We start from the raw sequence: 23,900 nt of genomic DNA on the forward strand, positions 1-23,900 counted from the left end.
CACTATCAATTCGGGACGGAAAACCCGTATTTCACAAAGACGTCAAGCGCCTCTTGGGTCTGCAAATAGTTGTAAAAATCTTCGGCCTCTTTGTTATGCTTCGTCGCCTTTACAACGCCAATCGGGTATTCAACAGGTGTATAGGTTTTGGGATCCACAGGGAAAGCGACTTTTACTTTGTCCGAGGTTAATGCGTCTGTTTTATAGACAAACCCAACATCTGCATTTCCTGTTTCTACATATTGAAGAACCTGTCTTACGTCTTTCCCCTGCACCATTTTGGACTGCAGAGCATCCCAGAGCTTCGCGCTGGTGAGCGCTTCTTTGGCGTAGCCTCCCGCAGGTACACTTTCAGGAATGCCAATGGCAATGTTCTTCACATCAGGCTTGGACAAATCGGCGACGCTTGCAACCGGTGCACTTCCATCTGCAGCAACGACAGCTACCAATTCATTGCTTAATAAGTTTTTCTGTTGATTGGCATCCATGAGCTGTTGCTCCACGAGCGCTTTCATGTTCTTGGTTGCGGCAGACAGGAACAAGTCAGCAGGTGCTCCCTGCTCAATCTGCTGCTGCAGCGCGCCGGATGCGCCGAAGTTAAAATTCAATTGGATATTTGGATTTTTCGTTTCATAAGCCTGCTGAATTTCTTTCAGGGCATCCGTCATGCTTGCTGCCGCTGATACAGTCAATTCAATCGTTTCAGCCGTTTCCGTGGTTTGGGCATTCGTGCTTGAAGCTTGTGAACCGGCACGATCGTTCGCTGCCGTACCACAGCCCGCTATTATTAACATGAAAGCTAAAATAACCGATAGAACCACACTAATCTTTACGTTTTTAAACACAGGACCCCTCCGGAATGTATCCAATTATAACTAAACAAAGCTATTATACTTTTTAAGAAGATCATTTGTAAACTAAATATATCTATTTATATCTAACTTTAATAGAAAATAAAAAATTTAAATATTTGAGCGAGCAGGGATTCAGGTATAGCGCTTGGCTTCATTCAATTGTGTTATAATTAGACACAAAAACCAGCCAGCTTTACAGCTAACCGGGAGGATCATGATATGTCCAGCGACATGTCTTATACAACAGAGGAAATCGCCAAGCTTTTGAAAATATCAAAGCTCACCGTGTATGATCTTATCAAAAAAGGGGAGCTGCCCTCTTATCGGGTCGGCAAGCAAATGCGGGTGGATGCCGCTGACCTGGAGGCGTACAAACAACGGACACGAATGGTTCCGATAGCGGGCCAATCTGCTGAGGTTCATTCACCCGTACATGCCCAACCGCCGGCTTCCTTCAGCGCGAACCGCCCCATCGTGATCACCGGGCATGACATTAGCCTGGATATTTTGGCCAAACACATGGAACAGGCAATCCCCGGCATTCGGCCTTTGCGTTCGTTTGTTGGCAGTCTCGACAGCCTGATTTCCATGTACAAAGGTGAGGCTGATATCGTGAGCACCCACCTCCTGGACGGAGATACCGGGGAATACAACCTTCCCTATATCCGAAAGCTGCTCGTCGGTTCTTCCTATGTGGTCGTCAACCTGCTTTCCAGAAATGCAGGACTGTACGTCCAGCAAGGAAATCCATTCGGCCTTACGCAGTGGTCCGACCTAAGCCGTCCAGGACTGCGATTCGTGAATCGGGAAAAAGGATCGGGGGCCCGCGTATTGCTTGACGAACAGCTCCGCCTTCACAGCATCAGGCCTGAGCAGCTTGACGGATATAACAATATACAGACCAATCATCTCGGCGTGGCGACGAAAGTCGCGTCCGGCGAGGCCGACGTTGGTGTAGGCATAGAAAAAGCCGCCTCTATCGTTGGGCAGATTGAATTCATTCCTTTGATCCAGGAGCGCTATGATCTTGTGATGCTAAAAACATCGTGGAGCCAGACCTGGATTCCTGCTCTCTTGCAAATTCTGCAATCCGACACCTTCAAAAAGGAGCTGCAGGCGATTTCAGGGTTTGATTTATCCCGAACAGGGAAAATCCTGTTTGAAGCCTGAAGACTAACACCGCTTAGATGGATCGGCTCAAAAAAGCAAAAAAGGCACAGCCATTTTTACGGTTGTGCCTTTTCTTATTTAAAAGATTTAGAAGAATGCTCCGCTCACATTACTTAATAACTACGTATTCCAGACCAACAAGCTTGGCATAGGTCACAATTTGGTCTGTTGTTAAATTCAGTGAAACTACGGTGTGGTGACCGCCGCCATTTTCGATCCAGGCTTTTACCCCCTCCTGGAAGTTTGGCTTCACGTTCCAAAGCACACGGGCCACCGGAAGCTTGGGCGCCGGAACCGTCGGCTCAAATGCAGTAACCTCGTTAATCAGGAGTTTATAATGAGTGCCAAAGTCAGCCATGGAAACAACCACACCGTCTCCTGCTTTGCCGTCAAACACCAGACGCGCCGGATCTTCACGATCGCCAATCCCTAATGGAGAAACGATGATTTTAGGTTTGTTGCTGGCCAAAGTCGGGTCTACTTCAAGCATATGGGATTGAAGGATGGCTTCCTGACCCGCGGCCATTTCATAGGTGTAATCCTCCATGAATCCAGTGTTCTGGTTATGGCTCATCACTTTAAGCAAACGGTCAAGCGCTGCCGTCTTCCAATCTCCTTCACCGGCAAAGCCATATCCCTGTGCCATCAAACGCTGGACAGCAAGACCGGGAAGCTGCTTCATGCCATGCAAATCTTCGAAGTTCGATGTGAAGGCATTGTAACCGCCTTGATCAAGGAACCGTTTAATGGCAATTTCATAGCTTGCCTGTACTTTTACGCTGGCTTCCCAGTCTTCCTTACTATAAGTACCGTAATCAAATTCATACAGCTCTGCATATTCCGCAAACAAAGCATCAATCTCTTCATCCGTAACTGCATTCACGTATTGAACGAGGTCTCCGATCCCAAAGTAATCAACGGTCCATCCAAATTGAATTTGGGCTTCAACCTTATCCCCTTCGGTAACGCCAACGTTACGCATGTTGTCACCAAAACGCGCAACCTTGATGTTAAAGCTTTCGTTATATGCAACTGCTACGTCCATCCAATCTGCAATCTGCTTTTGCACTTCAGAGCGTTCCCAATATCCTACTACAATTTTATTTTGTTTCTGCAAACGGGCATTGATAAAACCGTATTCCCGGTCACCATGAGCGGCCTGGTTCAGGTTCATGAAGTCCATATCAATCGTTGCCCAGGGAATGCTTTCATTGTATTGTGTTGCCAGATGAAGCAAAGGTTTTTGCAGCAGCTTTGTTCCGCGAATCCACATTTTCGCAGGCGAGAACGTATGCATCCAGGTGATGACACCGGCAACCTCGTCACGATAGTTGACTTCTTTCATGATGCTTGTGATTTTATCTGCACTCACAGCCAAATCCTGCAGAACAAGCGGGTAAGGCAAAACACCGCTGTTATTTAATGCATCCGTCATGGTTTGGGCATGTGCTTTGACTTCTGCCAACGCTTCTTCCCCATAAAGATGCTGTGAACCTACGACAAACCAGAACTCTTTTGTTCCTGCTGCTGACATCGTGATCATCCTCTTTTCTTTATTGGATAGTTTGCATTACTTCTGACCGTAATAGGCGTCTTTCCCATGCTTCCGCAGATAGTGTTTATCCAGAATACGCTGCGGCAATTCTTCAGCAAAGTGGTTTAATTCCCGTGCAAACAAGTTCATTTTACAAACCTCTTCCAGCACAACACTGTTCACTACCGCTGATTTTGCGTCTTTCCCCCAGGTAAACGGTGCATGACCATGAAGCAGGATACCGGGAATGGCCATAACATCCAGTCCGCGCTGCTCAAAGGTCTCGATGATGACACGGCCCGTTTCCGCTTCGTAACCACGGTCAATCTCCTCTTGAGTCAGGAAACGGGCACACGGTACGGGACCATAAAAGGTGTCTGCATGTGTAGTCCCCATCACGGGCACATCCAGGCCGGCTTGAGCCCAAATGGTCGCCCAGGTCGAATGGGTGTGCACGATGCCGCCGATTTCCGGGAAATGCTTATACAGTACGGCGTGAGTCGCAGTATCTGATGAAGGCCTCATCTCACCTTCAACAACATTTCCATCCAAATCAACCACTACCATATCGCCGGGTTTCATCGTTTCATAATCGACACCGCTGGGCTTGATCACGAACAACCCGCTCTCCCGGTCAACAGCGCTTACATTTCCCCAGGTATATTTCACAAGTCCGTGTTTAGGCAGTTCCAGATTCGCTTCATATACCTCTTCTTTCAGTTGTTTCAGCACATCAGTCCCTCCAATTCTCCACCAAATGGTCCACAGCAGCCTGCTCAATCGCCAGACCTTTTTTGTATCGTTCAATAAATACTTCAAATCCTTTAACGTCAAATCCATCCGGAACCATTTCTTGCGCCTCAACGTCTTTAAAGACCTTTGTGTCGAGAAAATCTTCCAAACTTTCCTGCTGGTCCTTGTTCATCATGTAAGAAGCGAGAATCGCCATTCCCCATGCCCCGCCTTCGCCGGCGGTTGCCATCACGGAAACCGGAACATTCAGTGCAGCAGCCATAATCTTTTGGCCAACAACAGGAGTTTTAAATAAACCGCCGTGAGCTAAAATGCTATCAATTTCAACGTTTTCTTTCTTCGTCAAAATATCCATACCGATTTTCAACGCGCCAAAAGCAGTAAACAGATGAGTCCGCATGAAATTGGCCAAATTGAAATTACTCTCAGGTGAGCGGACAAACAGCGGCCGCCCTTTATCCAAGCCTGTAATATTCTCACCTGAGAAATAACCATAGCTGAGCAAACCGCCGCCATCCGGATCCGCTTCCAAAGCTTTATTCAGCATCACGCTGAATATTTGATTCGTATCCACTTTTTGTCCCATAGCCTCGTAGAATTCACGGAACAGCCCCAGCCAGGCATTAATATCGCTTGAGCAGTTGTTTGCATGAACCATCCCAACCGGACTGCCGTTTGGCGTAGTGACCAGATCAATTTCCGGATAAACTTTGGAAAGCTCTTTCTCCAGTACAATCATGGCAAAAACCGAGGTGCCTACAGAGACATTTCCTGTCCGTTTTCTCACACTGTTCGTAGCAACCATCCCGGTTCCGGCATCACCTTCCGGAGGACAAAGCGGAATTCCTGGTTGTAAATTTTGTGAAACATCCAGAAGTTTGGCTCCAGCTTCAGTGAGTTCACCTGCTTGCTCGCCTGAGATGCAGACTTTGGGAAGAACATCCTTAAGCTTCCACGGATAACCCTTGGCTGCAATGAGTTCATCAAACTGCGTAAGCATCCGTTCATTGTAATCCTGTGTGGCTTCATCGATTGGGAACATACCCGATGCATCCCCGATGCCAATGGCTTGATTACCGGTCAGCAGCCAGTGAATGAATCCGGCTAAGGTCGTAATAAAATCAACACGGGGTACATGCTTCTCTTCGTTTAAAATGGCCTGATAAAGATGAGCAATACTCCATCGTTCAGGGATATTGAATTGGAATGTATCCGTTAATTCTTTTGCCGCGGCACCGGTAGTTGCATTACGCCAGGTCCGAAACGGAACAAGCAGCTCGCCTGTGCTGTCAAAAGCCATATATCCGTGCATCATTGCAGAAAATCCAATAGAACCGATGGTTCGAATCGTGATTCCGTAGTTTCGTTCAACTTCCTGCTTCATTTCACTGTAAGCTTCTTGCAGACCCGTGATGATGTCTACCAAGCTGTACGTCCAATATCCATCTTCCAAGCGGTTTTCCCACTCATAACTTCCGGATGCGATGGTTTCAAAATGATGATTAATTAACACGGCTTTGATCCGTGTGGAACCGAATTCGATACCCAGGGAAGTTTCTCCCTTCGTAATCGCTTGTTTGATGTTGGATTGATTCGTGATCACATTGTCCCCTCCCTGATAGCTTTTTTCAAAAGAAGGCGCTTTCCTTTGTAGACAGCCTTAGTATATTTTTTTGTTCGTACATTTGTCAATAAAAATTATAAGTTATCCATACAACTATAGAGTCGATAATTCTGCTGTTTTCTCCTTAATCATTATATAAAGATACTTATGTGATTATGAAAGCGGATCATAAATATAAACTTTTGCAACATTTTTACAATTTGTACGTACTTGATGCAAATTCTTTTCATCCACTTAAAATAATGCTAAGATGTACATACAAATTTTCTGAATGAATCCGTTAGAATGCGAACAACTTTGAAAGAAGTGAAAGAAATGAAACCAAAGTATCAGGTCATCATTGATGATATAAAAAGCAACATCCTTTCAGGGGCATACAGCTTGGGAGAACAAATTCCTACGGAAGCCTCCTTGCAGGATATGTACAAAGTTAGCCGGCAGACGGTCCGAAAGGCCATCTTAGAACTATCCAACGAGGGTTTCTTAAGAAGTGAAAAAGGCTCCGGCACTTATGTCAGCAACCAGTATCGATCCAAATCCGCCGGGGGCTCCAATAATAAAACCATCGGTGTCATCACGACCTATATTTCGGATTACATTTTCCCCTCCATTATCCGCGGAATCGAAGGCAGATTGAATGAAGATAACTATTCGCTACTGTTGGCCAGTACAAATAACGATGTCGCGCAAGAAAAAAAAGCTTTGGAAATGATGCTGTCATTTGGTGTGGACGGTTTGATTATCGAACCTACGAAAAGCAATCTGTACAATCCCAATATCGCTTATTACCTGTCTTTCAAGGAACAGGATGTTCCATTCATCATGATCAATGCTTATTATGAAGAATTGGACGTCCCTTTCTTTTGTCTTGATGACGTGCAGTCCAGCTATCTGGCAACCAAAGAACTGATCTCTAAAGGACATACTCAAATTGGGATCATTGCAAAAATGGATGATTTACAAGGAAAGCATCGAATGAAAGGCTATATCAAAGCTCTTGGAGAAGCCAAATTACGATTTCACCCGGAGCAAGTGCTTTCATTCGATACAGAGACAAAGCAGGAATTGTCCGCAAACTTGAAGGAATTCTTAAATAAAAATCGGGATGAGCTGACCGCCATTGTGTGCTACAACGACGAGGTAGGATTGGAAGTTGTACATGTGTGCAGACAGCTTGGTATATCGATTCCGGACGAATTATCTATTATTGGCCAGGATAATTCTTATATTGCCAAAAATGCGAATATCAAACTAACGACATTGACCCACCCGCAAGAACAAATGGGACGAGATGCGGCTGATTGGGTCATTAAGAAATTACAAGGAAAAAAGGACCTGCCAAACAATACCTACTATCAGCCTGTATTCATCGAAGGCGAAACGGTAAACAAGATTACGAACTGATTCGCGATTCATCGCAATACAATTTGAAACAGCAACCCAAATTCGCTATATTTACGATCGACAATACAACAAGCCATATCATCAATGATGACATGGAGGTCCATAGTCCAAACCAGGGCAAAACACGCCCGGCACCAACAAATGTAGCTAATGGTGAGAGGAACAAGAGAATCAAGACAGGTGACATTCTTACGGCCGCCGAAAAAACCAACTTTCCGGTCGTAATGCTCTTTTTGCTTCGATGGATACGAAAATATGAATATCCTCCCCAAAAAATCGTCGCAACCACCAGCAGAATCATAATGATCTCCATGTTTCTGCTATTAAAGAAAGAAACCCCGGGCTTTTCGCCATGAATAATACTTGCAATCCCGTCGGTAAAAGCTGAATAGTCGACAAACGCGTTTAAACCGGAATCAAACATCATCGTGATGCCCAGCCGCTGATCCAAATAGATCGTCTCTTCCGCCTTATACGTCCAGAAAATTCCGCTGTGGGAAATCGCACGGCCACCTTGTTCATCCTCGCCGGCAAGCCAACCCATTCCATACGGACCGCCCTGCCCGGCTGTATGGTATTGCTCCATCTGCTCCGGGGACAGAAGACGGCCATCATATTGGGCAAGCATCCATTTAGCCATGTCTTCAGCAGTCGAAATGATACCGGCCGGACCGTCAACAAACCATAAAGGTTCAGCCTGGCTTACGGGATGGCCAAGTATAAGATAATACCCCCGTGGAATGGCGGAATTGTCATTGATTTGTTGTGTGGTGCTGACGTTAAAAGTATGATTCATTCCCAAAGGTTTAAATATATTATTTTCAAGGTAATCAGAGAAGCTCTGTCCGCTCATTTTCTCCACAAGAACGGCCAAATATTGGTAATTCGGATTATGGTAGCTATAGGCCGTTCCCGGATTATTAGCAAGCTTAACCCTGTTCAATGATTGGTTGATCTCCTGCAGCGATTGATACTGGGGGGATCTTGTCATGTCAGGATTCACTTTGTCATTAAGACCGCTTGTCTGGTTAAGCAGATTCCGGATCGTAATATGACGGACACGCTCGTCCTTAGGCAAGAGACCGGGAAAATATGATGTGTATGGCTCGTCAAGGTCAATCAATCCTTTGTCCGCCAATTGAAGGACGGCCAGTGCAGTAAAAGATTTGCTTAAGGAAGCAATGGGAAAGGGGGTACTGCCGTTAATAACCCGACCATCCGAAAACGTGCCGTAACCATTCGCATAGAAAACCTCTTCGTTATTGGCTATAGCAAGAGCCGCGCCCTTAATATGATTGGCTTCCATGGTTGTTTTGACGTACTGATCAATTTCATGCTGTATTTCAGCCTTGTTCCGGATTTCAACAGCGAAAGCGGGTTGAACCAGGATGGCCGTGATCAGCAGCAAGCAGCCGAAGCTTAAAGCTATTTTCTTTTTATGGACGATTCTCATACTAGCACTCCTCAATCATATGATAAGGAAATGCTATTATATAATTTTCAACTTTCTATCAACCCCGCGAAAAACCTGGCTGCTACGCTTCCTCCACCCTGGGGGCCATTGTCAACATGCAAACTCCCCTCATGCTTTTCGCACAGTACTTTGCAAATATAAAGCCCCAGTCCATGATGTTCATTCGCATCCGACACCTCTCCGCGATAAAAGGGAAGCACGGCTTTTTGCAGCTCTTCATCTGAAAAACCAGATCCGTCATCCATGACCGTAACCGAAAAAAATCCTTCATTGGCGCTATAGCGGACACTTACATGGCTGGAAGCATGACGCGCCGCATTTATCAGCAAATTCTCAAATACCTGCATCACCAAATGAAGATCGACAGCGAGTTTGTTCGCATCCACAGCAATGGACGTGCTGAACGTCTTACCACATTGTCCGGTTATTTGCCGAGCGCTGTCATTCAGCAAAGAGATAAGATGATCCGTTTCCGCCGTACGGCTATGTACCGGCATGTCTTGCAGCTTTTGAATGGAATTCATCGCCTCCGTGTAGCTCTCAAGACGCACAATATGTACGTTCATGGTTTCAATCATGTCCAGAAGCTTTTCCCTGGATATATTATTTTGGGGCAGATAGGTGGCCAACAGCTCGGAATATCCCTTCAGAACGGATAGGGGTGTTCTCAGATCATGGGCAAAAATAGCATTAAGCTGTTTGCGTTCCTCAACCGATCGCCACAACGTTTTAAAGTTTTTCTCCAACTGGCCCCGCATATTCTCAAATACACGGCATAACTCGCCCATCTCATCCACACTATCGTAAGAAATATGAAACCCCAAATCATTCGCTGAAATTTTCTCCGATGCCTTCATCAGAATTTCAAGCGGCTTTTTCAGCTTCCACCGATAAAAAAGGATGGACATCAGAACTATACCGATGGCTATCGTTAACAGCACCATCGCAACCTGAACAGGCAATATCCAATCCTGCACGGAAGAATGACCGGCAAACCGCAATCGCATGCTCTCCGCCCATCCAAACTCCAATGTGATGACGATTAGAACAGCAATGAGCGTCATGCAGCATAGGAAAATGAATGATTGCAGCAAGGTCAGCCGCTTCAAGGTCAACCAGTTTACGATTTTCGCCATTTGTAACCTACTCCCCAGACCGTTTCGATCCTGTTGTCACAGCCATGCTCCTTCAATTTGTACCGAATTCTCCTGATATGTTCCGCGATCACATGGCTGTCGCTTTCATTATCAAATCCCCACACTTTTTCAAAAATACGCTCCTTATCAAACACCATGCCAGGATTCATAGATAACAGTTCTATAATATCGAACTCCTTTTTGGCCAGGAGAATTTGTACATCACGGAAGTAAAGCGCGCGAGCCGCATAATCAATGACCAAGTCTTCACTGAATTTTATCGATGTTTTATTTTGACTTCGTATTTCCCTGCGTAAATGTGCCTCTACCCTTGCCCCAAGTTCATGAATACTGAACGGCTTTGCGATATAGTCATCCCCTCCTGCCCGAAAGCCCGAGATTTTATCCGCATCCTCGACACGGGCTGTAAGAAATAAAATGGGGCAGGACACAAAGTCCCTGATTTTCCTGCATAACTCAAGACCATCCAGCCCCGGCATATTAATGTCCAGCAAAACAAGGTCCGGTTGATTTTCAATTTGCCGCTGGGCCTCATAACCGTTTGATGCATTCATAACGAAATACCCGTTCAATTCAAAGTAATCTGTCAGCAGTTTTCGAAGATCGGCTTCATCATCTATAATCAATATCTTTTTCATATATGCCCTCTCTGCTTCCACTTCCCGCCTATAACCTCCAGTGTCATCTGATCGCAAGATCTATACACCAGAGGTGGAGGCCGAGATGGAACGAATGAAAAACCATGATGCGCTCGCCTTTATTTTCCCGATATGGTGGTACAATTTGCCTGCTATGCTGAAAGAATATATCGACCGGGTATGGAACAATGGTTTTGCGTACGGCTCCAATAAATTGCATCATAAACGAGTGTTATGGCTCGGTCTGGGAGGAGCTCCGCAAGAAGACTTTGAGAAGAGACAGTACGATAGGAATGTATCATTTCACATTCTCCCTTGCTGCTATTTCTCACACACTCTACCACCATTACCAACCTTCCTCAACACTCCAATTTTCACCTTCACTCATGGTACGATTTAGCTTCATAAAATTGAAAAAGGCCCCCCTACCCTGCTTTCAGGACAAAGGGAGCCGAAGCGCCAACGAATTATTGCTTCATTTTTATCTGTTTGCGGCCTAACCATACACCGAGAACGATCAGCCCGAGACCCGCCAAATAGAACGGATAACGGCTGGCTTCACCCGTTTGCGGCAGCATCGTTATCGTAGTCTCCGATGCCGGAGCTTGCGGTTTCGGCGTTGGTAATGCAGACTTCTCCGGTTGTGGCTTCTGCGGTTCCGGCTTGCCTTCACCACGCGGAGTATCCTCCTCATCGATGTCAACGGTTGGTGTTGCCGGCTCATCCGTCGAAGGCGTTTGAGGAGTTGTTGTTGGTTCACCTCTCGGGGTGTCTTCATCCGGCACTTCTACTTCTCCGGAAGGCGTCCCTGGGTTAGACGGGGTTCCTGTTCCTGGACTGGACGGAGTTTCCGAAGGCAGCCCTGGATCATCATCGTCATCGTCATCCTTCGAACCACCTGGCGTTCCCGGATTCGATGGATTGCCTGGGTTTCCTGGATCAGTCGGATCTGTTGGATTGCCTGGATCTGTTGGATCCGTCGGATTACCAGGGTTGCCTGGGTCGGTTGGCTCGCCAGGATTAGCGGGCTCTTCCTTAGCGTTCGTGATGGTCATTTTCTTCACGTTGCCTTGGCTCTGGATTTTGGAGTCAATCGTTACGTCCCATGTTGCCTGATCAATCTTATATCCTTCCGGAGCTGCCAGCTCCTCCAGAATATAGTCGTCATACAACAGCTTCGTAAACAGGATTTTGCCGTCCGCATCCGTTGTTTTTACGATCGGCGTCTTCTTGCCTGCTTTATCGTAAAGCACGAACTTCGCTCCCGCCAGCGGCTTCGTCTGATCATCCTGATCAACCTTCGTTACTTCCAGGCTGCCTGTTACGCCGCCTCCCGAACCTGAACCGGAGGAAGTGCGAACAATAACCTCTTCCGTCGTTTCCCTGAGCTCGGTCTTCAGCTGATCTCCTTCGAGCGCCACTTTATTTTGTACAGCCTCTTTATCTCCAGCGGTAATGAACGACTGATACTCCAAAATATAAGCCGTGGAGATAGCATTCGTGAACTTTAATTCAAACGTCTCCTGATCGCCGTCAAGCCTTGAAATGGTTAACGTATAATCTTTACCTTTTGTCAGCTCATCAGCTCTGACTGCTTCCCCGTTTGCATTGATCTTGCTTGCGTACAGATGGAATGAGTCCTCGATCAAGATTTGGTTCGCACTTGGATAATCGATAACTTTGGCGTTGGAAATTTGCGACTGGCCTTCATTGATTCGAATGGACCAATCGATTTTATTTCCGTTTTGGGCGCCGCTTTTCTTCACATATTCGCCGCCGTGGGGAACCGTCACGCTGGCGTTCCACGTCGCCGCTTTATCGCTGCCGTTCCACAACTCAGCCGTATTATCAATATTTTTGACAATCAACGTACCTTGCAGCGATGTTTTGAACTCGATCCAGTATGCGGTTGAAATCGGGCCGGTAAAACGAATGGACAATTGGTTTCCGTTCGCTGCGGACGGTTCCGTCACCTCATATTGAGACGCAGGAACTTGGACGCCCTTCGTAATCCCATTCCGTTCTCCTGTCAGCTTCATCTCGTATACCTTAACCGAATTCGGCACAAGCTTCTGCTCATGCTTCAGAACATCCGTTACAACCGCTTCGTTTAGCGATTTGAGATTGTAGTTCATCTTGATGTTCCACGTAATCTCTTTGTTGACAGGATCGTAGCTGCCGTCTTTACCGCCGTTATTTCTCGTATAATCGTCGGAAGAGAAGCTCGCATCCCGCTGAATCGGCCCTCTTGCTTCGCCGTTCTCGCTCCATGTCATGATGGCTCTGTTCATGTAATCCTTATTGCTGCTCTCCAGCCAATCGATATTAAACTTGGTTTGATACTCAATTGTATACGTGGTGTCAATGGTCTTGGAGAAAGTGATATCAAAACCGCTGCGTGCGTTATCGTACTCAACCCTATAATCACTTGCCGGAACAACTTTCCCGTCCGCTTTTACGATCACTGAATCTGGAATGAAATCGAGGCCGCCTTGTGGGAACGTATCCTTGATGACTACATTCTCCATACTGTACTTGGTGCCGTCCGGCTTTTTATCACCATTAACCGTAATAAGCCACTTCGCTGTTTTGTTGGCAAAGTCGACGTTCCAAACGCCCTTTACCAGAGCTCGAATTCCTTGGGCCGGAGCGGTTACTTCCTTGGACGTATCACCCGATACGACTTTATTCTTCACCTGCTGCCCGTCAGCGCTCGTCCGGTCGACTGGCTTCGTTTGATAAACGATTGTATACGGAGAATCGATATCCCTCTTGAATTGCAACGTAAATCCGTTCGTACCTGTCGGTGTAAAGGTGTATTCATCCGGTGAAAGCTGATCTTCGGCCTTCGTCGAATTCCCTTTATACACCTTCAACGAATCGGCAACCAATGTATGAATCGCACTGAATTCATCCGTGATAACCGCTTGATCACTCGGAATCTTCTTCTCGTTGAAATTGTATTTCACGGTCCAGGTAATAATTCCAGTGTCCTTATCCTGGCGATATGACTTATCCAAAAACTTACCGCGGTCTACCGTTACCGTAGCGGTCGATTTGGCATCTTCCATCCCATCGCCAGACAGTACAGCAGTGTTCTCAAAACGCGTTTGCTCGCCGGCAAGCTTCGCCGAATAACGAATCTCATAGGCTTTGCTGATCGTTTCATCCTGGAAAGCAAGCTCCAGTTTGGCACCGCCGTTCGTTTCGACTGTATACTTGTCGGCCCCTACCTTTTCGCCAAGGACCGTCGAGCCATCGCCGTTAACTTGCAGGCGGTACACCTCCACAGAGTCGGCGATAAGCTCCGAGCCTTCAGGCATCGTATCAGTGATGACCGCATGCTTGATTTTATCCAGCGACTTGTTGACCTGAACCGTCCAATCAATCCGGTCTTTGCCAATCGCTTTTCCCTGCTTATCAATCAGCTTTCCACCCTGCGGCTTCAGATTCACGATAACGGTCTGCACTCCGCTTTTTACCGGAATGGCGATGATGACTTCCGTGCTCCCCTTAATGGTTTCCTTCGTAAATTCCGTACGAATTTCCAGCATGCCGCTTACATTGGAATGGCTCTCTACATAACCGTTGAAGGTCATGACAACCTTCCCGCTGCGATCGACGGTAAATCTGCCAACTTCGTCTTGATCGGCCACGAGCGGTGCTTCAATGTCCGTGAAAATTTCAAACTGCTTTGGCAGCTCGAAGGTAAAAGTATCCCCGTCCTTGTAGCCGTGATTGTTCGGAAGCTCCCATTCGTAGCTGAGATTGACAGCCTTACCGATGTCCAGGGTGCTGTCCGGATTATATACCGCATCGATCACGTTACCGTCCAAGTCGGTTAATACCACTTTTGTTAAAATGTTGTCCGTATTGTTGACCGGCGCTGGTGGGATATAGACGTCATCCGTGACTCCAACGTCTTCCGTCTCTCCATACACGGATTCCTGCACGCTTGCCGATGCATTTGCCGCATTGGCATTGGCCGTCCAGGCGGATACACCAAACAGCGATTGAAGCAGAAGCAGCAGCGCCACAACGATTCCACTAACTTTTTTCTTCATAATCTCTCCCTCAGTCTCTACATCACCCTCGTAATGTTCGGTTCCGATCCTGCTGCCGTGCGCAAATCAGATTATCTATACTCCATTGAATTGTATGCCGTTGAGACCGTCCAGTCCATCACCTCCGCATATTTCTAATGGCGCACGATTCATTGTCCCTGTTTTTCCCACCAGAACCAAATGGGCTTCTTGCATTATAACTGCCCGATCTCTACAATTTCTCTACAAACTCGAATAAGCCTTGGACATTTGTCCAAAGCTTAGATTGAATGTATACTATTTTAGTAATACTTGGATACTGAATAACGAGCGGCGTCTTTAATCATTTTAAAATCAGCCCCGCTGGCTTTCCAGCCCGCATCGACCGTTGTATCAATGGTTACCCACTTCCCGTTCAAATAAACTTCGTTCCAGGCGTGGTAAACATCGACGTATTCCGATGTTCCCATATCTAGCTTGGCTGGAATACCGATGCTCCGCAGCATGGAAGCGAATAGGGAGGCATAGTCGTAGCACATCCCTTTCTGTCCGGTAATCGTACGGTTGATATCGGGAAGGTAATCCGTCAGATCACTGGTTGCAAGTGCCTTGTCGTATCTGATCGTACCCACAACATATTCATAAATAGCCTGCACTTTTTCCTCGTCAGATTGAGCGGACCTGGTCAGCTTCTTTGCAAGCTGAGCGACCTTGTCCTGTTCGCTCCAATTGATATTTTGTACAGAGCCCAGAAACACTTTGCTATTGTTCGTCAGTTGAAGCGTAACAGGCGCTTCCTGAACGATCTTGTATTTGGTACCGCTGATCTGTTCCAGTACGGTAACCATATAATCACCGTTGCCCATCTGCAGCGGAAATGCTTCCTGACGTTTGTTCGGCAAAAGCATATATGTATATTTGTCCTGACCTTTTGCAATCATGAGCTTTGTCTTCATGCCGGCTTTCACGTCATATCGAATAACGATCACACCACGGTCCAGCTGTTCCAAGCCCAGCCAATTTTGAGATTGGGTAGCTTGTACTAATGGAGCCCACAATAATAACGCAAAAAGTCCTACAATCGCGAATATTGCGTTGCGCATACTGTAAACTCCCTTCGGTAGCCAGGCTGCCATTGACATAACGTCAAGAAGGCCCTGTAGCTTTGCGTCCCAGTCTTTCGACAAGTTTGCCGTTATCGTGCTAGAGTTTCCAGATATCAATATATTTTTGTCCAATGAAAACAAAAAAAGCGTCTTCTTTTCGGTAGCTGGCTGCCATCTGACATATCGTCAATTAGGCCCTATAGCTTTGCGTCCTCGCCTTTCGACAAGTTTGCCGTTATCGTGAGTAGCTTTTGTGAGACTATCTTACCAGACATCTCTATTTCTATCAAGAGAAAATTTACAAGATTCATTGATTTCTGCGCCCATTCGATGATCTTTTTCGATTCTCTCTCAGACCATAAGAGCAAGAATGAGGACGAAATAATAAAGCCTCCTTGATAAAATGAGTTACAATAAACAGAAGGGGGAAGCAAAATGTCGGTCATTCAGGAATTATGGGAGTCACAGGATACATTACATTTAGTATGAAAACTAGACTGGGAGGGAAGGCGATTAAGTGATGACCAGTATAAATCTTTCATTTGACGAGATGTGGGAAAAAATCATTGCCTGCGACCGGAGATATGATGGATTATTTTATACAGCTGTGAAAACAACGAAAATCTACTGCCGTCCTTCCTGCAGGTCCAGAAAACCCAAAAAAATAAACGTTGAGTTTTACCATAATATCAGTGAAGTTGAAAAGGCTGGCTATCGTGCGTGCAAAAGATGCCAGCCCGAGGTTGAGCATTCTCCTCATAGTGAATTCGTTAAAAGTATTACGACGATTTTAGTGAATCAATATAAACAAAATTTGAAGCTGAATGATGTTGCGGAACAGGTCGGTCTAAGTCCCTTTTATCTTGAAAGGCTATTTAAAAAAGAAACATCAGAGACTCCACGTACTTTTTTGGACAAAGTGCGCATCGATAAAGCCGTACAGCTTCTTCAAACGACCAGTATGACCAATCTTGAAATTGGTTATGAGGTTGGCTTTCAAAGTCTCTCTAATTTTTACAAAGTGTTTCGAAGCTTAAAAGGCTGCTCGCCAAGCGAGTTTCGTAAGATGAGCAAAGAACTCTAACCGGCAGGCTGGAGAGCCTGCCTACCTTTTATCTTGGAGGTCCTTATATGAGCAGACTGCATATATTAGATTACCAATCACCCATTGGAATGATTGAAATACAAGGAACAGATCAAGCTGTATACTCTATCCTGTTCACAGAACGGGATCACATCATAAATGCTATCCATGACGAAACTCCCCAGGCTTTGAAGCTTTGCCATGATCAGCTTGATGAATATTTTAAAGGCACGCGCACTGAATTTACATTTCCTTATATATATGAAGGTACCGAATTTCAAAAAACAGTCTGGAATTCTTTAAAAACAGTACCCTACGCACAAACATGGTCCTACAAAGATATTGCTGTTTCCATTGGCAATGAAAAGGCCATACGAGCGGTCGGCAGTGCAAACGGTAAAAACAAATTAAGCATTGTCATCCCTTGTCACCGAATTATTGGTACAAACGGGAAGTTAACCGGCTATGCGGGCGGCTTATGGCGAAAGGAATGGCTTCTTAAGCATGAGCAACGTTTGAGAAAAGATGTATCACCAAACTATTTTCCCTAAATTTGGTATAAAGTGCAAGGATGAATACTTTTCTGGCCATAAGTGCATTTTAACCATGACCCAATAGACGATGAACCATTGATATTAATCATGGTATCATGTATAATTGGGTTAGATTCAAGGGGTCATTGGCAATCACTTCGGTGGTTCAGCGATGGCCTCTTTTAATTTGAGCATATATAATCGAATGCCAGTAGCAACCTCCGCATTGAAGTACTTAAACTTCCTGCTCCAATCTCTTTCGCGACTTCAATTTTCCTCTTAATATATGCTTCGATCTGATCCCTAGCTAGCCTATGTATGTTGTAAGCGATAATGTCCTGTTCTTTTGGCTCTTTATAGCAGCAGGAAAGTATTTCCTCAATCGAGTTCATTCTTATTGTATAAGACGCATTAATTCCGCTAGTACAACTATTTAAATCGTGATATCGTTCAATTCGTTGCTTAATCTTCTCTTTCTCCACTGCATTAAGACCAGTCTTATCAATATCAACCATTTCAACATGCCTGAAGAATGGTATCTTAGCAGTGTTACCCTGACTCGCAACATATCTAAGTGCAATTTCAGTAGGTATCTCGTTTTTATTAAAAATATAATCCTCCACATATGAAATTAGATCTGGTGTCCGGAATATATAAGTTGCGTCACCTAAAGCTACTACAAGTTTCTCGTCACCTATTCTTTTTTCGAGCTCCTCTAATTGCTCTGGCGCAATCAACAAAGTATTTAAGCTCCCTTTTTTTCCACTATCAACAATTAATTTTTTTATAACTTGCTGGAAACGCCTAACTTCTGAAGGGGATACCCCTTGGTTAATCTGAACTGTTTTCTCGTACAATTCAGTGAAATTGTCGGTTTGAATTACCGTGTACTCACACCCTAATTCTTTATCATATACCGTCCTCTCCAACAATTCCTGCATCCCTTCCACTCGATCAACAATAATTATCCGAGAACTCATTCTCTTTATTTCTGACGAAGTGAGCGATGTCGAAAAATCCTGAATGATTTTTCTAACATTTAAATCAGTTAAAGAATATCCCAAGAAAATAATTGGAGAATGAACTAAAAGGGAGATAATTTTAGTACTGATAAGCACCGAATTTTTATCAAATCGGCTATAGTCCTCCTTAGAAATTACAATAGATGATTTGAAATTGCTTTTTTAAAAGGTGAGATTTGTGTTCGATAGGCTTGTTGTTGCGTAAAGTTTTCAATTTCGATTTCCTGTGCATAAAATTTTTCATTAAACGAGGACTCTATTATTGTTCCAGCCTCTATATTGGTGTAATAAGCCACTTCACTATCGGTTGCAGATACATAACTTTCCCTGACTTTATTTCTAAGTTGATTTAAAAAAGCATAGAAATCTGTTTCTATATTCAATTGTCGCCAAAATCGTTGAAGCAACTCCTCCCAACTCGGGAAGTCAGCCAGGTACCTCTTGGATATACCTGAACCAATAAACACTACAGGATATTCGTTACTCTGTCTTAAAATGTCCAAAGAACTGCTCATAAACTAGCCTCCTTTAGGTGCAACAATTTTGTAGAACTATAATAATAAAATGTACTATACGACGCTCAACAAAACAAATAAAATTCCAGTTATTCAACATACAAAGTCGTTACCGACATTTATGGAACGGCTCAGCATCAGTTCTATATAATTGTAGGGTATATAGCCAAGCAATTAAGTTATTTATTCCCCAGCATCCCGGCAAGTTCATATAAGGAGTCATACTGCTGAATGCGGTAGTAACGGCCTTCTTTTTGCAGATATCCTTTATCGCAAAATTGTGCAAACACATACAATAAGTGCCGGTAAGAAACACCTAGAAAATCACAAACGATTACATGCTTTTCCTTATAGACCCCTTCATCAGAGGTTTGCAATATAAAATCCGCTAACCGGATTTCAAGCGGGAAAGCGAGGCTTTGCGAAGATTTGGCAGCCATTTTGGTTGCTTTTTCACTCAGAAACTTCGTCAGTCCGCGCAGAAATAACGGATCTTCCAGCATTTGTGCGCGGCAGCGATGAAAAGGAAACGCAAAACAAACGGTTCTGGTAGAGGTTTGAATCCCTTTTGTATAATACACCTCATTCAACAATTCCATTTCCCCAAAATAGTCTTTAGCATGGATAAAATTAATCAGGGACACCTTCCCGTTGTGATGGGTGACATAAATTTTGGCCTTTCCTTCAACGACATAAAATAAATAATCCGGCCTCATGCCCTCCTTAATAATCCATTCACCGTGCTTATATTCATGCACTTCTATACACTCTTCAATTGGAAAAGAAAATAAATGTGTTATGGAGTGCTGCTCCAGATAATGTTTTCTTTTCTCATTTTTATATATTTCCATAGTCCACCCCAAAAGATGAGATTTCTCATGTTACTAAATACCCCTCCATGATATCATGCAACCTGTGGAGGGAACAAAATGAACACACAACGCTGGATGAGCAGACAATTTTTTAGCTTTTTTGTTACATGGGGAGTTTTCTTGCCTTATTGGACCGGATGGTTGATTCATGCAAAAGGGGTAACGGTGTCACAGGCAAGTTTGATGATGAGCGTGGGTTTGGTTGCAAGAGGATTGTCCACATTAATTGTGTTTCCTGTATTGTCGGGGAAATTCAGCAGTAAAGCATTATTAAATGGAGCTGCTATCGGCACGATGATTGCGCTTATCTGTTACATTCCATCCCATTCCTTCGGCAGCTTGCTTGCTGTAACCGTACTTTTACATTTGGTTTACCCTGCGTTAATGCCTACTCTGGATAGTGCAGCTGGAGTCCTTGTGCAGCGTCAGCAATTACAGCATTACGGGAAAAGCCGCTTATGGGGATCCATTGGATTTGTGGTGACAGGTTTGATCTTGGCCATCTTTACAGGGGCGATAGGGGAAAAGGTCATCTTATGGGCAATGTTACTCGGCATTTCGGTATTCGTATGCCTTGGATTCATGAGCGCACCCACGGTTTTATCTGAAAAACCGCCAGCGGTTAAAGGCAAAAGAAACGGGATGCTAAAACTATTTCAAATCCAACACTTTCCTTTGGTGCTTGTCATTGTGATTTTATTGCAGGCAGCACACGCTTCTTATTACAATTACGGCTATATTTATCTGCAAGAAATCCATGCACCGAAATATTTGATTGGCTTGATTATTAACATTGCCGTAATTGCAGAAATTATTTTTTTCGCAGTCGCTGATCGGAAATTTCATAATTTTTCAGCAGGCTCCTTATTGGCACTGGCTGCACTCGGTTCATCCCTGCGGTGGATATTGGTATTTGCCTTTCCGAACGTGATTGCTTTCAGTATCGCGCAAACCTTGCATGCATGCTCATTTGCGATGGGGCATTATGCCTTTATGAAATACTTGATCAAACATGTCCCGCATGAACAGGTTCCGCAAGCACAGGGGATGTACTCGGCTCTGGCACTTAGCTGGAGCACGGCGGTGTTCACCATTTTTGGCGGCTATTTATATGAAATCGAGCCAAGATACGCCTTTTTGGGAATGATTGTTTGTACTGTACCAGCGATGCTGCTTGCACTTGTGCATCGGACATTGGAGTCCCGAAAGAAAACGCCAGTTTCAAATGATGTATGATACGGTTTCCCGATCCGTCTGTAACGCAAGTTTTAAGGGGTACCTTTGGCACCCCTTCTGTATGTCCTCAAAATCTATTCAAAACTATACCATGAATTCTGCCAGCAGACATGGTCACTCCGCCTGTTCGAGTATTTTTCCAAGTGCATTCAGCATCTCATTAGTGCCATGCTCGCGCACTTCCGGCGTATCATGACCGTCGAAAAATGCCCCCTGCTCCGTGAAGATCAGCTTCGTGCCGCCTTCAATCGGAATGAGCTCGACCGTCGTGATCGAGACCGAGATACGCGTGTCACCCGAATCCAGGGTATAGCTGTAGACGATGCGCTGCTCCGGCACAATTTCCTGATAGCATGCATCAAAGGTAAAGACAGGCCCCTCTGGCGGACCTCCGCTGCTGTATTCGCGTCCTCCGACATGAAATTCGAAAATATCGGCTTTCGAGAACCACTTTGCTTTGGCAGCCGGATCGGACCAGGCTTGGTAGACCCTCGCAGGCGATGCGGCATAAGTCCGCTCCACGACGAAGGTAGCGTGTTTGACAAATCGTTCAGTCATAGTTAATCCTCCTTAGATTTCCAATCTTCCTCTTCTGCGGCAAGAAAATTGCCCAGTAAATCCAGACGGTGCTCCCAGCTTGTCCGGCGCTCGACGACCAGCTTCTCATGGCTCTTTTTCATCGCTTGCAAAAGTTCGGTGAAGTCTTCAACCGCTAACGGTTCCTTCCCTTGCATTGACTTGGACACATGTTGAAGCAGTTCAAGGAGCGTTTGCTGCAGCTTGATTTGTTCCTTGATGCGGGACATTTGCAGGCTGACGATCTCCAGCGGGCTGAACTGCTTGTCGTTCAGGACCGACTTGACCTCCTCCAGAGACAAGCCCAATTCCTTCAGCGATACAATCTGCTGCAGTCGCGACAGGTCGGATTCATCGTACAGCCTGTGTCCGGAATCCGTCTGGCCGGATGGCGAGAACAAGCCGATTTGATCGTAAAATCGCAAAGTCCGCACGGTGAGCCCCGTTAGTTTTGCCAGGTCCCCCACCTTCCAATAACGTTCCATAAGAAACTCCTTCGTTAGCGCTAACTGTTTACCGGTAGCTTAAGTATAAAAGATGACGTTACGTAAGGTGCAATCGAAATATTAATTATTTCTTGTTGACTTAAACCATGGTTTAAGGCGTATCCTAATCCTGTCGACAATGAAAGATATGATTTGGAGGCCTCCAGATGAAGTATTACTCAATTAGCGAAGCTTCAGCCATGTTCAATGTTCCGGAATCCACGTTGCGTTATTATGAAAAAAAAGGGCTGCTGCCGCTCATTGAGCGTGACGAGGCCGGCAGACGGTTATTTTCAGAAACTCAAATAACGATCCTTAAAGTCGTTACTTATTTAAAAAACACTCACATGCCTATACGTGAGATCAAACAGTATATTGATTGGGTCGTAGAAGGAGATGACACTACCGAACTCCGGCTCGAAATGTTGAAGAATCACAAGCAAGCTGTGCTGGCTGAAATTTCGCAGATGAATGAAGCCTTGGAAGGAATAGACGTAAAGATAGCAACTTATACAAAACGGGTTCAGGAAAGAAAGAAGAATGAAGTGAAAAATAATGGAGAAGAGGCGCTATTATGAAACTTTCAGGAAATACAATACTTATTACAGGCGGAAGTGCGGGAATCGGATTGGCCTTTGCGGAGCGCTTTCTGAAAGCCGGAAATAAAGTCATCATTTGCGGACGGCGTGAAAATGTACTGCAAAATGCGAAAGAAAAACTCCCAGACCTCATTACGCGTGTATGTAATTTGGATATTGAATCCGAGCGTGCAGCTTTGTTTGATTGGGTAACGGAGAACTATCCGGAAGTGAATGTGTTGGTTAACAATGCAGGGATCCAACAACGATTTAATGTGCTAAAAGCGGATGCGAAGAACAATTGGAGTGATTTCAACAAAGAAATCACGACGAACATTGAGGCGCCTTTCCACCTCTCTATGCTGTTCGCTCCATATTTTGCAGCAAAAGAAAAGGCGGCCATCATTAACGTGACATCCGGGCTGGCTTTTACACCGTTTGCAATTGCTCCGATCTATTCAGCGACCAAAGCGGCCCTTCATTCGTTTACCATGAGTCTAAGACACCAGCTTTCTGAAACGTCTGTAGAAGTCATTGAAATTGCCCCTCCGGCAGTAAATACAGATTTAGGCGGATCTGGGCTGCATGTACATGGAGAACCATTGGATGCCTTCGCAGATGGCATTTTCAAAGGATTGGAAGAGGGCGAACATGAAATTGGATATGGTACTTCTGTAGGCCGCTTGCGCATGTCGCGCGATGAAATCGACGAGTACACGGAAAAGATGTATCAGGCCACGAAAAACGCAGTTGAATAAAATACACTTGTTCCAAATTTCTACCTCTGCTATGCCCTTAGTGCGTATGCGGAGGCAGGCCTGTTTCTCAACAATGCGCTGTCAACGGTCGCTAAACTGAGACCCTAACTGCGATCCGAATGACATAGCTGTCCGGATTTTTCTCAGAGAAATAGTTGAGTAAATCCATTGCATACGCATTTCCGCATACCTTCTTTCCGTTTTGCTCAATGTGCTTTTGGAGGATGGAGCAAGTCTCCGGCATGGTTTCGTAAGACCCTCTATGGTCCATAACAGCATAGAAACCCTTGGGTTTAATGATCATTTTTTCTCCCGGAATAGGCCCTTTCAGCAAATTGGCAATATAGTCATAAGAAAAATCGCCAGTTTCAAAACCATCCTTGCCTATAATCGTCCAGATGGGAAATCAATGTCAACAGGTTAAGCAATAAACAGCCAGATCCAATCGAATAATAGTGTTGTACCCTAATTGACACACAGCAGC

Annotated in this window: 21 protein-coding genes, 2 pseudogenes and 2 riboswitches; of the genes and pseudogenes, 8 read left to right on the forward strand and 15 right to left on the reverse strand. The window is 45.1% G+C overall.

Features of this window, described 5'->3' with window-relative positions; genetic code table 11:
- Nucleotides 1-5: 5 nt before the first annotated feature.
- Nucleotides 6-845: a molybdate ABC transporter substrate-binding protein gene (gene modA, locus ACE41H_RS16220; protein ID WP_375356486.1), complete on the reverse strand. Its 840-nt coding sequence runs from the start codon at nt 843-845 to the stop codon at nt 6-8.
- Between the two features lie 228 nt (nt 846-1,073).
- Here modA and ACE41H_RS16225 point away from each other — a divergent pair, with 228 nt between their 5' ends.
- Nucleotides 1,074-2,024, forward strand: a complete 951-nt coding sequence (locus tag ACE41H_RS16225; protein WP_375356487.1) for a substrate-binding domain-containing protein — start codon at nt 1,074-1,076, stop codon at nt 2,022-2,024.
- 109 nt (nt 2,025-2,133) lie between these two features.
- On the opposite strand, the gene araA is transcribed toward ACE41H_RS16225, so the two are convergent.
- The 3 genes from araA to ACE41H_RS16240 are packed head-to-tail and all read right to left on the reverse strand — an operon-like array spanning nt 2,134 to nt 5,914.
- The gene (araA, locus tag ACE41H_RS16230) at nt 2,134-3,558 is read right to left on the reverse strand and encodes an L-arabinose isomerase (protein ID WP_375356489.1); all 1,425 of its coding nucleotides are present in this window, start codon (nt 3,556-3,558) and stop codon (nt 2,134-2,136) included.
- Nucleotides 3,559-3,594: 36 nt separating this feature from the next.
- The gene (locus tag ACE41H_RS16235; RefSeq protein ID WP_375356490.1) at nt 3,595-4,290 is read right to left on the reverse strand and encodes an L-ribulose-5-phosphate 4-epimerase; all 696 of its coding nucleotides are present in this window, start codon (nt 4,288-4,290) and stop codon (nt 3,595-3,597) included.
- A gap of 1 nt (nt 4,291) precedes the next feature.
- Nucleotides 4,292-5,914: a xylulokinase gene (locus ACE41H_RS16240; RefSeq protein WP_375356491.1), complete on the reverse strand. Its 1,623-nt coding sequence runs from the start codon at nt 5,912-5,914 to the stop codon at nt 4,292-4,294.
- Between the two features lie 336 nt (nt 5,915-6,250).
- On the opposite strand from ACE41H_RS16240, the gene ACE41H_RS16245 reads away from it, so the two are divergent.
- On the forward strand, nt 6,251-7,339 hold the full coding sequence (locus ACE41H_RS16245) for a GntR family transcriptional regulator (RefSeq protein WP_375356513.1): 1,089 nt from the start codon (nt 6,251-6,253) through the stop codon (nt 7,337-7,339).
- Here ACE41H_RS16245 and ACE41H_RS16250 read toward each other — a convergent pair.
- The 3 genes from ACE41H_RS16250 to ACE41H_RS16260 are packed head-to-tail and all read right to left on the reverse strand — an operon-like array spanning nt 7,329 to nt 10,608.
- Nucleotides 7,329-8,792 (reverse strand): serine hydrolase domain-containing protein, encoded by a 1,464-nt coding sequence (locus tag ACE41H_RS16250; RefSeq protein ID WP_375356493.1) that lies wholly within the window; start codon nt 8,790-8,792, stop codon nt 7,329-7,331. The two genes, ACE41H_RS16245 and ACE41H_RS16250, sit on opposite strands and share 11 nt — an antisense overlap.
- Nucleotides 8,793-8,839: 47 nt before the next feature.
- Nucleotides 8,840-9,949 (reverse strand): HAMP domain-containing sensor histidine kinase, encoded by a 1,110-nt coding sequence (locus ACE41H_RS16255; RefSeq protein WP_375356495.1) that lies wholly within the window; start codon nt 9,947-9,949, stop codon nt 8,840-8,842.
- The gene (locus ACE41H_RS16260) at nt 9,934-10,608 is read right to left on the reverse strand and encodes a response regulator transcription factor (RefSeq protein WP_375356496.1); all 675 of its coding nucleotides are present in this window, start codon (nt 10,606-10,608) and stop codon (nt 9,934-9,936) included. Before ACE41H_RS16260 ends, ACE41H_RS16255 begins: the two co-directional genes overlap by 16 nt.
- Before the next feature lie 34 nt (nt 10,609-10,642).
- Here ACE41H_RS16260 and ACE41H_RS16265 point away from each other — a divergent pair.
- Nucleotides 10,643-10,921 (forward strand): annotated as a pseudogene (locus ACE41H_RS16265) (NAD(P)H-dependent oxidoreductase); the annotation flags it as partial.
- Nucleotides 10,922-11,075: 154 nt separating this feature from the next.
- Here the strand turns inward: ACE41H_RS16265 and ACE41H_RS16270 are convergent.
- Together ACE41H_RS16270 and ACE41H_RS16275 are read right to left on the reverse strand one after the other, a co-directional pair.
- Complete coding sequence (locus tag ACE41H_RS16270; RefSeq protein ID WP_375356497.1) at nt 11,076-14,672, reverse strand: collagen binding domain-containing protein; 3,597 nt, start codon at nt 14,670-14,672, stop codon at nt 11,076-11,078.
- 281 nt (nt 14,673-14,953) lie between these two features.
- Nucleotides 14,954-15,754 (reverse strand): transglutaminase-like domain-containing protein, encoded by an 801-nt coding sequence (locus ACE41H_RS16275; protein ID WP_375356498.1) that lies wholly within the window; start codon nt 15,752-15,754, stop codon nt 14,954-14,956.
- 13 nt (nt 15,755-15,767) lie between these two features.
- A riboswitch (cyclic di-GMP riboswitch) is annotated at nt 15,768-15,855 on the reverse strand.
- Nucleotides 15,856-15,913: 58 nt separating this feature from the next.
- A riboswitch (cyclic di-GMP riboswitch) is annotated at nt 15,914-16,001 on the reverse strand.
- A 276-nt stretch (nt 16,002-16,277) separates the two neighbouring features.
- Between ACE41H_RS16275 and ACE41H_RS16280 the strand changes: the two genes are divergently transcribed.
- Nucleotides 16,278-16,841 (forward strand): bifunctional transcriptional activator/DNA repair enzyme AdaA, encoded by a 564-nt coding sequence (locus ACE41H_RS16280; RefSeq protein WP_375356514.1) that lies wholly within the window; start codon nt 16,278-16,280, stop codon nt 16,839-16,841.
- Between the two features lie 47 nt (nt 16,842-16,888).
- Nucleotides 16,889-17,392, forward strand: a complete 504-nt coding sequence (locus ACE41H_RS16285) for a methylated-DNA--[protein]-cysteine S-methyltransferase (protein ID WP_375356499.1) — start codon at nt 16,889-16,891, stop codon at nt 17,390-17,392.
- Nucleotides 17,393-17,556: 164 nt separating this feature from the next.
- Here the strand turns inward: ACE41H_RS16285 and ACE41H_RS16290 are convergent, their stop codons facing one another.
- The 4 genes and pseudogenes from ACE41H_RS16290 to yeiL all read right to left on the reverse strand — a co-directional run bounded on the left by ACE41H_RS16290 (nt 17,557) and on the right by yeiL (nt 19,762).
- On the reverse strand, nt 17,557-18,303 hold the full coding sequence (locus ACE41H_RS16290; protein ID WP_375356516.1) for a hypothetical protein: 747 nt from the start codon (nt 18,301-18,303) through the stop codon (nt 17,557-17,559).
- Between the two features lie 126 nt (nt 18,304-18,429).
- A pseudogene (locus ACE41H_RS16295) lies at nt 18,430-18,492 on the reverse strand (hypothetical protein); the annotation flags it as partial.
- A gap of 38 nt (nt 18,493-18,530) precedes the next feature.
- On the reverse strand, nt 18,531-18,911 hold the full coding sequence (locus ACE41H_RS16300) for an SIR2 family protein (protein WP_375356501.1): 381 nt from the start codon (nt 18,909-18,911) through the stop codon (nt 18,531-18,533).
- Between the two features lie 179 nt (nt 18,912-19,090).
- Nucleotides 19,091-19,762 (reverse strand): transcriptional regulator YeiL, encoded by a 672-nt coding sequence (gene yeiL / locus ACE41H_RS16305; protein ID WP_375356502.1) that lies wholly within the window; start codon nt 19,760-19,762, stop codon nt 19,091-19,093.
- Nucleotides 19,763-19,840: 78 nt separating this feature from the next.
- Here yeiL and ACE41H_RS16310 point away from each other — a divergent pair, with 78 nt between their 5' ends.
- Nucleotides 19,841-21,019: an MFS transporter gene (locus ACE41H_RS16310; protein ID WP_375356503.1), complete on the forward strand. Its 1,179-nt coding sequence runs from the start codon at nt 19,841-19,843 to the stop codon at nt 21,017-21,019.
- Between the two features lie 114 nt (nt 21,020-21,133).
- Here the strand turns inward: ACE41H_RS16310 and ACE41H_RS16315 are convergent, their stop codons facing one another.
- On the reverse strand, nt 21,134-21,577 hold the full coding sequence (locus tag ACE41H_RS16315; RefSeq protein ID WP_375356504.1) for an SRPBCC family protein: 444 nt from the start codon (nt 21,575-21,577) through the stop codon (nt 21,134-21,136).
- A gap of 2 nt (nt 21,578-21,579) precedes the next feature.
- Entirely contained in the window at nt 21,580-22,080 is a 501-nt protein-coding gene (locus tag ACE41H_RS16320) for a MerR family transcriptional regulator (protein WP_375356505.1), read from the reverse strand.
- Between the two features lie 167 nt (nt 22,081-22,247).
- Here ACE41H_RS16320 and ACE41H_RS16325 point away from each other — a divergent pair, with 167 nt between their 5' ends.
- The gene (locus tag ACE41H_RS16325; protein ID WP_375356506.1) at nt 22,248-22,658 is read left to right on the forward strand and encodes a MerR family transcriptional regulator; all 411 of its coding nucleotides are present in this window, start codon (nt 22,248-22,250) and stop codon (nt 22,656-22,658) included.
- Nucleotides 22,655-23,416 (forward strand): SDR family oxidoreductase, encoded by a 762-nt coding sequence (locus ACE41H_RS16330; RefSeq protein WP_375356507.1) that lies wholly within the window; start codon nt 22,655-22,657, stop codon nt 23,414-23,416. The genes ACE41H_RS16325 and ACE41H_RS16330 overlap by 4 nt, the downstream gene beginning before the upstream one ends.
- Nucleotides 23,417-23,900: the final 484 nt, after the last annotated feature.

The sequence above is a fragment of the Paenibacillus enshidis genome (assembly GCF_042136365.1).
GTDB lineage: Bacteria > Bacillota > Bacilli > Paenibacillales > Paenibacillaceae > Paenibacillus > Paenibacillus enshidis.